Consider the following 8681-nt stretch of genomic DNA (forward strand, 5'->3'; position numbering starts at 1 on the left):
GGAGACGGGGGATGCCGGGCGCATCGTCCGCGGGGACGCCGCAGGGGCGCTCCCGGTCGGGGCCCGGCTCGAGACGGTGCTGCGTGCGGGAGACGAGCTGCTGCTGCACTACCGCCTGCGCTGAGCGCCCGGCCCATCGCTCTCGCCGTCCGCTTCAGGCGGCGGCTCGAGCATGCTGATGATGCGCTGCAGATGCATCGCGCTGAGCACACCGGGGCCCGCCACCGCATCCATCTCGACCGACCGCGAGTGCACTGTCCGCAGCAGGGAGTCCACCGCCTCCGAAGCCCGGTCATGCAGCCGCGCGGGGTCTTCGTCCGCTCCGCCGAGAAGATCGGCGACCGCCTGGCAGGCGGCAGCAAGGGGGTCGACGAGGGCCGGATCGAGCGGGAAAGCCGACGGACGGTCGTTGATCGTGTCGCTGAGACACCCCGAGACGTCGCGGATCTGGTGAGAGACCTCGACGAGCACCTCCAGCCGGGCGTGCTCGTCACTCGTGTCGCCGCGGCCGCGCCACGCGCGCGGGTTGCCCCGCCGGCTCTCATCGGCCTCGGTCAGGGCGTCGCGCAGCGAGCGGCTGGTCTCTGCGATCGCGCCAGCGTCCTCCATCCAATCCGAGCGCTCCGGCGGCCAGGTCTCCGTCAGTGCGGCGGCGATGTCGTCGAGGTGGGCGGCCAGACGCTGCTGGAAGGCGTCGATGCGGACCGCCGCGTCCGCGAGCAGCGGTGCCGGCGGGATGATCATGTTCACGACGAGTCCGATGATCACTCCGACCGCAGTCTGGGTGACGTAGCCGAAGGAGTAGTCCTCGGCATCCGCCCCGCCGATGATCAGCACGAACAATGCGGCCATCGGGATGTACTCGCGTCCGGCGCCGAACCAACCCGTCCCCGACACGATGACGCCGACGCCGACCACCGTGGCGATCGACCACAGGCTCGGCCCGACGGTCATCAGCACGAGGGTTGCGAGCCCGATTCCCGCTCCCAGTCCGAGCAGCGTCTGCAGCCCGGTCTTCGCCGACGACATGAGGGTCGGGTACATGCTGATCAGGGCGCCGAACGGGGCGTAGTACGGGTACTCGTCCGCGCTGCCCGGCATGTACGGGGCGATGGCCCACGCGATGCCGACGGCGAGCGCGGTCTTCGCGGCGAAGAGCAGGCGGGCGCGACTGACGGCGCCGCGCGCGGCCGATCCGATGCCTGCGCCACGCAGGCGGATCCTTCTCATTCGCACTCTTCTCGATCACTCCGTGTGGGTCGCATCCTGTGCCGCGCCGGCGACCTTCTCGACGATGTTCGGCATGTCGGTCGTGCCGTATAGCCTGGCATCCGGACGCGTGTGCGGGGGCATCGGCGCGCTGGTGGTCGGACCTTCGTGGTAGCTGAACTCGCCTTTACCGTCCGGGGTCGGGCCGGACGCCCATGTGCCTTCGGCAGCGGCGGGTCCGTCGCTGAAGTTCAGGTACTGGTACGACACTTTGGTGTGCTCCTTGGACTGCGGGAAGTTGCTCGGCACCGGCAGCTCTTCGGCGCCCTCGGCCTTCAGCTCTGCGACTGCCGCTTCCCACTGGTTCTGGTGCATCGTGTCACGCGCGAGCAGGAACGCGAGCATGTCCCGCACGCCGTGGTCATCGGTCATGTGGTACAGCCGCGCGACCTGCAGGCGACCCTGCATCTCGGCATTGGCGTTCGACGTGAAGTCGGCCAGCAGGTTGCCGCTCGCCGTGACGTACGCGCCCGACCACGGATTGCCGTTGCTGTCGACCGGACGCGCTCCCGCCCCGGCGACGATGGCGTGCTGCACGTCGGTGCCGCCGACGATCGCGGCAACCGTCGGGTCGTCCTGCACCGCGTCTTCGGTGATCCCGAGCGGCGACTTCTCGAGGAGCTGGGCGATCATCACCGCGAGCATCTCGACATGGCCCATCTCCTCGGCGCCGATGCCGAACACCAGGTCGCGGTACTTGCCGGGGATGTGCATGTTCCAGGCCTGGAACTGGTACTGCATCGCCACGGTGATCTCGCCGTACTGCCCGCCGAGAACCTCCTGCAGCTTTCTGGCGTATATGGCATCGGGCGCCTCGGGCGTCGCGGAGAACTGCAGTTCCTGCTTGTGGAAAAACATCGTGTCGTCCTTCGTCTCGTGGGGGATGAATGGCCCACCTAACGCCTGGGATCGGGTTCCGAGGAGGGGCTTTCGCGATCGCGTGGCCCCTGCGACAATCACGGTCGGATCACGGGCGGATCACGGGCGGAACGCCTCGGACACCGTGCAATGGCGTGCGGATGCCCCGGCACCGGTGACGTCGATGCGCGGCACGGTCAACGCCACCCTGACCGTGCGCGGGCCCTACCGCGACGTGCACAGCGAGGTCGTCGCAGGGGCTACGGTCAATCCGGCCACCACTCTCGCCCAGGCGCTCGCAGCGCTGCACGACGCCCAGGTTCGCGTCACCGTGCCCGGGTTCTACGACGACGTGGCGGAGGTGACCGACGAGCGCCGCGCTGAATTCGCCGCACTTCCCTTCGATGAGCAGGACTGGATACGCCGAACCGAGACGCGCACGATCAGCGGCGAAGACGACTTCACCGTGCTGGAGCGGCTGTGGGCTCGCCCGTCGATCGAGGTCATGTCGCTGCTGGCTGGCGATCCGCTGGGTCTGCCCGCTCGGTCATCCCCCGGGATGCGACAGCCACTCTGAGCATCCGCACGGCCGCGAACCAGCGCATCCCCGCCGTCGCCGAGCAGCTGCGCGGCTTCTTCGCCTCGGTGCTGCCCGCCGACGCCGAGTACGAGCTCTCGATCGGCGAAGCGCTCGGGCAGGAGCCGTACGAGACGCCGCGCGGACCTCTGCTCGGCGCGCTGGAGCGAGCGCTCGACCGCGGGTACGACACGGCGCTGCGCGGACGGATGGGCAACGCGGGCGGTGGACCAGCCGACCTGCTGACCCGCACCTTCGGCGCCCCGATCCTGTTTCTCGGCACAGGGCTTCCCGAAGACCACTGGCACTCGAGCGACGAGAGCGTCGGCCTGCGGATGCTGCAACGCGGCGCCGCTTCGATCGCGCATCTGTGGCGCGAGCTGGCGAAGGTTCTTCCCGTACGCGGATGAGCCCTCGCCCGTCGGGTGCCCATGCCGTCCGTCGCCTGCCCGCGCTGTCCGTCGGCCGCCCGGGATAGGGTCGGGCGCATGAGCGCAGACGGCCAGGCGGCATGGATGCGGCGCAGGCATCCGGTCGTCGCCGTGACCGCGAACGACGACGCCCCCGAGCCGGGCGGGCGGTGGCCCACGCGCATCCCCGCGGTCGCGCAGCTGCTGCGCGACGGGATGCGCCTCTCGGCGGGCGTGACGTTCCTCGTCGGCGAGAACGGCAGCGGCAAGTCGACCATCGTGGAAGGGATCGCGCTGGCGTACGGGCTGTCTCCCGAGGGCGGGTCACGCAACGCCCGTCACAGCACCCGGCCCACGGAGTCGCCGCTGTCGGACTGGCTGCGGATCGAGCGCGGCATCGGCGCGAGCCAGTGGGGATTCTTCCTGCGTGCCGAGACGATGCACTCGTTCTACACGTACCTCGAGCAGAACCCGTCGTCGTACGCAGACGCCCCGTTCCACGAGATGAGTCACGGCGAGTCGTTCCTCGCCCTTCTCGACACTCGATTCGACTCGCCCGGCTTTTACTGCCTCGACGAGCCCGAGGCCGCGCTGTCGTTCGCCTCGACCCTCACGCTGATCTCGGTCCTGCGGCGCATCGCCGACGACGGCGGGCAGGTGCTCTGCGCCACCCATTCACCAGTGCTCGCCTCGCTGCCCGGTGCGACGATCCTCGAGGTGGGCGAGTGGGGTCTGCGTGAGACGACCTGGGAAGAGCTGGAGCTGGTTCGTCACTGGCGGTCGTTCCTCGGCGATCCTGATCGCTACCTGAGGCACCTGCTCGACTGAACGCTCAGGCGGGTGGCTGGGCGAACGCTCGAGTGAGCTTGTGCGGATTCGACACCTGCCGGATGCCGCGGATCCGGCCCTCCTGATCGAAGTCGAACGTGAGCACATCGGTGCGACCGCTGTGGGTGAGCGCAAGGGCGAACTCCCCGTTGACCTCGATCGGGCTGATCGAGACCGGCAGATCGGGCGCGAACTTCGCCGTCTTCTCCCGAACACCGACGTAGAAGCGATGCACCTTCTCGGCGCCGAAGATGGGATTGCGCGTCGCGGCGACGACACCGCCGCCGTCCGTCCAGAGGATCGCCTCGTCGGTCAGCAGATCGAGCAGGGTGTCGAGATCGCCCTGCTGCACGGCGGACATCAGCGCGCTGAGCGCCGCAGGGTCGGCCGACCGCGGCGCGGGGGAGTGCTCGTCGATCTGCAGTCGCCGCTCCGCACGTGAGATCAGCTGCCGCACCGCCGCCGGCGACCTCTCGAGGATCTTGCCGATCTCGACCGCGGTCATGCCGTACGCGCGGTGCAGCACCAGAGCGGCTCGCGCCTCGGGGGAGAGCTGTTCGGCGAGGTGCAGCAGAGTCAGCGACAGCAGCTCGCGATCGGCCACCGCATCCTCCGGCAGTCGATCGGTCGACACCGGCTCCGGCAGCCAGTGCCCGGTGTACTCCTCACGCACGGCGACCAGCGATCGCACCCGGTCGATCGAGCGGCGCACGCACGTGGTCGTCAGCCACGCCGGCCACGAGCGCACCGCTGCGGCATCCGCCCGCTCTGCCTTCAGCACCTCGATCGCGACCTCCGAGACGACGTCCTCGGCATGTCCGAAATCGCCGAGCATCCGATAGGCGATGCCGATCAGCCGGCCGCGCTCGGCATCCCAGGCCAGGGCGGCAGGGGTGGCGACAGTCATGTTTTTCACGCTAGCGCCCTGCGGCGGCTGACGTCGGGGTTCACACGATCGGGTGCTTGTCGTCGATCGGCGGCGTCATCTCGGTGGCGATCGCGATGCGGTTCCACACGTTGATCGTGCAGATCGCCATCACGATCGCGCCGAGCTTTGCGTCATCGAAGTGCTCGGCCGCGGCCTGCCAGATCTCGTCGGTCACCGTGTCGGGGCCGAGCTTCGTGATCGCGTCGGTGAGCGCGAGAGCGGCGAGCTCCTTCGGGTCGAAGAGATCGCGGGCGTGCTGCCATGCGCCGACCGCGTGCATCGTCCGCTGCGGGATGCCGTGCTTCGCTCCCGCGGTCGCGTGCATGTCGACGCAGAAGCCGCAGCCGTTCAGGATCGAGGCGCGTAGCTTGATGAGCTCGTACAGGCGCTTCTCAACCGCCCTGCTCGCGTACGCCTCCATCCCGATCACGGCCGCATAGCCGAGCTTGTTCGTGCGCATCATGTCGATCCTGGTCATGGTGGTCCTCCCTGACGGGCATCCGGTCGATGCCTTCACCTCTGTGTCGGGCGAGGGAGTCGATGTGTGACAGGTGTCATCCGGCTTCTCCGCCGCGACGATCCTGCGAGAATGGAGAACCCCGACGACCCGAGGAGCCCTCGTGCTGTACATCTCCACCCGCGGCGGCATGCAGCCGCAGCCGTTCAGCGAGACGCTGCTCGAGGGCCTCGCGCCCGACGGCGGCCTGGCCGTGCCCGAGCAGCTGCCGAGGGTCGACGCCGAGACGCTCGAGCGCTGGCGGGCCCTCACCTACCCGCAGCTCGCGACCGAGGTTCTCTCGCTGTTCGCGACCGACATCCCCCGCGACGACCTCGCGCGGATGACGGCCGCCGCCTACGCGGACTTCCCGGATGCTGTGGTGCCGCTGCGGTCGATCGGCGGCGGGTTCACGCTCGTCGGGCTCTCGGAGGGACCGACGCTGGCATTCAAGGACATGGCGATGCAGTTCCTCGGCCAGGTGCTCGAGTACGTGCTCGAGAAAAAGGACCGCGTGCTGAACATCGTCGGCGCGACCTCGGGCGACACCGGATCGGCCGCAGAGCACGCGCTGCGAGGCAAGGAGCGCGTGTCGGTGTTCATGCTCTCGCCGCAGGGGCGGATGAGCTCGTTCCAGCGCGCGCAGATGTACTCGCTGCGCGACGAGAACGTGCACAACATCGCCGTCGACGGGGTCTTCGACGACTGCCAGAACCTCGTCAAGAAGCTCGCCGGCGACCTCGAGTTCAAGCGCGCGCAGAATCTCGGCGCGGTCAACTCGATCAACCTCGGCCGCATCGCCGCCCAGGTCGTCTACTACTTCTGGGCATGGCTGCGGGTGACGGATGCCGTCGAACCGCAGTTCCGCTCAGGGTTCGAGGTCTCTTTCACCGTGCCGTCGGGCAACTTCGGCAACATCCTGTCGGGCTTCTTCGCCAAGGGCATGGGCGTGCCGATCCGCCGCCTCGTGCTCGCCGCGAACGAGAACAACGTGCTCGACGAGTTCTTCCGCACCGGCGTCTACCGCCCCCGCTCGGCCGCCGACACGCACGCCACATCGAGCCCGTCGATGGACATCTCGAAGGCATCGAACCTCGAGCGCTTCATCTTCGATCTCGTCGGGCGCGACGCCGCTCGGGTGGTCGCGGCGTGGGACGCGCTCGACGCCGTCGGCGCCATCGACTTCTCGGCCGAGCAGCCTCGCTTCGAGAGCGAGTTCGGCATCGTGAGCGGCACGTCGACCCACGCCGACCGCCTCGCCACGATCCGCTCGGTGTACGACGAGACCGGCGAGATCATCGACCCGCACACCGCCGACGGCGTGAAGGTCGCCCGCGAGCACGTCGAGCCCGAGGTGCCGATGCTCGTGCTCGAGACCGCGAGACCCGAGAAGTTCGCCGAGACGATCACCGAGGCGATCGGCGTCGAGCTGGAGTTCTCGCCCGAGCTGCGCGCGATGATGGACGCCCCGCAGCGGGTGACCGAGATGGCCGACGACGAGCAGGAGCTGCGCGCCTTCGTCGCGGAGCACGCGCTGCGCTGATCAGTCGCGCGGTTGTCGGCGGGGGTGCAGCAATCCCGAGGCCGCGCCCAACGCAGCGCCTGCCAGCGTGTCGACCACTCGCTCCAGGGCGACCGACATGTCTCCCGTGCTTCCGGTCGCAGCGCCGAGAAGAAGCAGCACCAGCGGAGTGATGAGCGCCAGAGCGAGGGCGTAGTGGCGCACGACCACCAGCTCGATCGAGAACTGCAGTGCACCCAGCAGCGCCGCCAGCCACAGACCGCTCGGATGCAGCAGCGCGAGCAGCGCGTACACGCCGGCACCCACAATCGTGCCCAGCAGCCGGTGCGTCGCGCGCTGCAGCGCTGCGCGTCTGCTCGACGCGATGCCGACGACGGCGACCGCGGCGCCGACGATCCAGTATGCGCGCGTGGGGTCGAGGAAAAGGCTCACGATCACGCCGGCCACGCTCACCAGAACGACGCGCAGGACCAGCATCCGGGCAGCCGCGTCCCACGACGGGCCGGGGAAGAGCTCCCGAAGTGGGCGGGCGTGACGGGCGCGTACGCGCGCCAGCAGCAGCGGCGATACGGCGACGAGGTAGGAGAACGCGCAGCCGGAGGCGATCGCGGCGACGTAGCCCGCGGGCGTGATCGGAGCGGATCGCATCACGGTGGCCGACAGCCCGAACACGAGCACGAAGAACAGCGGGCCGGGTGGGCCCAGCCGGAACCCGAAGGCGAGGGCGGCGCTGACGGTCGCGATCAGCACGATGCCGATGCTGATCAGCAGGGGCGCGTGCGCGGCTGCGACGCCGAGCGCGGCGCAGACGACGAGGCCGGCTGCCACGAACGGCAGCATCACCGCCCGCTCGACGACCGGCAGGGAGCCGGCGAACAGCACGGTGAACGCTCCGGATGCGGCGATGTACCCCAGCAGCGGCTGACCGAGCAGGGTCATGACTGCGATCGGCACCGCGAGGCCGAGGGCCGCCTGCAGCCCGAGCTGCCAGCGCGGGCCGCGGGAAGGACCGAAGGCGAACAGGCTCACCTGTCCATTCTTCCAGCGGGTGGGCGAGCGGGCGAGCGGGCAGGCGGGCGAGTGGGCGATTGGGCGGGCCGGGGCGGCGCTGTTCATCGGCTTTCGGGCCGCTAGTCGCCATTCTCCCGGTGCGGCCGATCCACGGGGACTCAGGGCTCGGTGTCGATCGAGAGCATCCAGGCGACGCCGAACCGGTCGACGAGCATGCCGAAATCGCCGCCCCACGGTGCGGCACCGAGCGGCGCTGTCGCGGTGCCGCCGTCGAGCAGTCCGTCCCAGATCGCGCGCAGCCGGTCGACTTCGGTGCCGCTGATCGAGATGGCGACGCCCTGCGGCTCCTGGTACTCCATGTGCGCCGGAGTGTCGGAGGCCATCAGGATCAGGCCGTCGTCGGTGGTGAGCTGACCGTGCAGGACGAGTTCGCTCTCGCTCGGGTCTTGAGGCAGTTCCGGCATCGAGCCGAACGTCATGATCTGCAGCTCGCCGCCGAGCACATGCTGGTAGCGCTCAAGAGCCTCGCGTGCGTTGTCGCGGAACGAGATGTACGGGTTGAGGATGGGCATGATTCTCCTTTCGCAGCCGGAAATCGGGCGCCGCGTCCACAAGTATTCGCCGCGCCACCGGCCTGCGCAATGGCTGATGCCTGCCGCCAACGCGGCACACGAATCACGGTGGTTCGCGTGAAATGCAGGAGCGATGTCAGGCATCCCTCCTGCATTTCGGGAGATCTCCGGGTTCTCGACCGGCGCTCAGGCCGAGCGCCGGTCGAGAAC

General features: G+C 69.2%; 10 protein-coding genes. 4 read left to right on the plus strand and 6 right to left on the minus strand.

The features are described 5' to 3' along the window. Positions 1-108: 108 nt before the first annotated feature. Together RT309_RS06920 and RT309_RS06925 are read right to left on the minus strand one after the other, a co-directional pair. Entirely contained in the window at positions 109-1230 is a 1122-nt protein-coding gene (locus RT309_RS06920) for an FUSC family protein (RefSeq protein ID WP_313356137.1), read from the minus strand. Positions 1231-1245: 15 nt separating this feature from the next. After that, positions 1246-2127: a manganese catalase family protein gene (locus RT309_RS06925; RefSeq protein ID WP_313356138.1), complete on the minus strand. Its 882-nt coding sequence runs from the start codon at positions 2125-2127 to the stop codon at positions 1246-1248. Between the two features lie 175 nt (positions 2128-2302). Here RT309_RS06925 and RT309_RS06930 point away from each other — a divergent pair, with 175 nt between their 5' ends. From RT309_RS06930 to RT309_RS06940, 3 genes are all read left to right on the plus strand, one after another. After that, the gene (locus RT309_RS06930; protein ID WP_396654425.1) at positions 2303-2704 is read left to right on the plus strand and encodes a hypothetical protein; all 402 of its coding nucleotides are present in this window, start codon (positions 2303-2305) and stop codon (positions 2702-2704) included. Then, positions 2608-3114, plus strand: a complete 507-nt coding sequence (locus RT309_RS06935) for a hypothetical protein (protein WP_313356139.1) — start codon at positions 2608-2610, stop codon at positions 3112-3114. Before RT309_RS06930 ends, RT309_RS06935 begins: the two co-directional genes overlap by 97 nt. A gap of 78 nt (positions 3115-3192) precedes the next feature. After that, on the plus strand, positions 3193-3942 hold the full coding sequence (locus RT309_RS06940) for an AAA family ATPase (RefSeq protein WP_313356140.1): 750 nt from the start codon (positions 3193-3195) through the stop codon (positions 3940-3942). A 4-nt stretch (positions 3943-3946) separates the two neighbouring features. Here RT309_RS06940 and RT309_RS06945 read toward each other — a convergent pair whose 3' ends face one another. Then, on the minus strand, positions 3947-4849 hold the full coding sequence (locus RT309_RS06945) for a sigma-70 family RNA polymerase sigma factor (RefSeq protein ID WP_313356141.1): 903 nt from the start codon (positions 4847-4849) through the stop codon (positions 3947-3949). Between the two features lie 40 nt (positions 4850-4889). Beyond that, positions 4890-5348, minus strand: coding sequence for a carboxymuconolactone decarboxylase family protein (locus tag RT309_RS06950; RefSeq protein ID WP_313356142.1), 459 nt, complete (start codon positions 5346-5348; stop codon positions 4890-4892). Between the two features lie 142 nt (positions 5349-5490). Here RT309_RS06950 and thrC point away from each other — a divergent pair, with 142 nt between their 5' ends. Then, a complete protein-coding gene (thrC, locus tag RT309_RS06955) occupies positions 5491-6909 on the plus strand; it encodes a threonine synthase (RefSeq protein ID WP_313356143.1) in 1419 nt (472 codons plus the stop codon). Here the strand turns inward: thrC and RT309_RS06960 are convergent, their stop codons facing one another. Then, a complete protein-coding gene (locus RT309_RS06960; RefSeq protein ID WP_313356144.1) occupies positions 6910-7917 on the minus strand; it encodes an FUSC family protein in 1008 nt (335 codons plus the stop codon). It abuts the gene before it with no gap. A 140-nt stretch (positions 7918-8057) separates the two neighbouring features. Next, positions 8058-8471 carry a VOC family protein gene (locus RT309_RS06965; protein ID WP_313356145.1) on the minus strand — a complete coding sequence of 138 codons (414 nt, stop codon included), beginning with the start codon at positions 8469-8471 and terminating at the stop codon, positions 8058-8060. Positions 8472-8681: the final 210 nt, after the last annotated feature.

The organism is Microbacterium sp. (assembly GCF_032084865.1).
In the GTDB taxonomy this organism is placed as follows: domain Bacteria; phylum Actinomycetota; class Actinomycetes; order Actinomycetales; family Microbacteriaceae; genus Microbacterium.

What these genes read in the sequence shown, in the direction of transcription:
- RT309_RS06940 (WP_313356140.1), top strand. Translation starts at nt 3,193, where the DNA reads ATGAGCGCAGACGGCCAGGCGGCATGGATGCGGCGCAGGCATCCGGTC.
- RT309_RS06950 (WP_313356142.1), bottom strand. Translation starts at nt 5,348, where the DNA reads ATGACCAGGATCGACATGATGCGCACGAACAAGCTCGGCTATGCGGCC.
- RT309_RS06945 (WP_313356141.1), bottom strand. Translation starts at nt 4,849, where the DNA reads ATGACTGTCGCCACCCCTGCCGCCCTGGCCTGGGATGCCGAGCGCGGC.
- RT309_RS06925 (WP_313356138.1), bottom strand. Translation starts at nt 2,127, where the DNA reads ATGTTTTTCCACAAGCAGGAACTGCAGTTCTCCGCGACGCCCGAGGCG.
- RT309_RS06965 (WP_313356145.1), bottom strand. Translation starts at nt 8,471, where the DNA reads ATGCCCATCCTCAACCCGTACATCTCGTTCCGCGACAACGCACGCGAG.
- RT309_RS06920 (WP_313356137.1), bottom strand. Translation starts at nt 1,230, where the DNA reads ATGAGAAGGATCCGCCTGCGTGGCGCAGGCATCGGATCGGCCGCGCGC.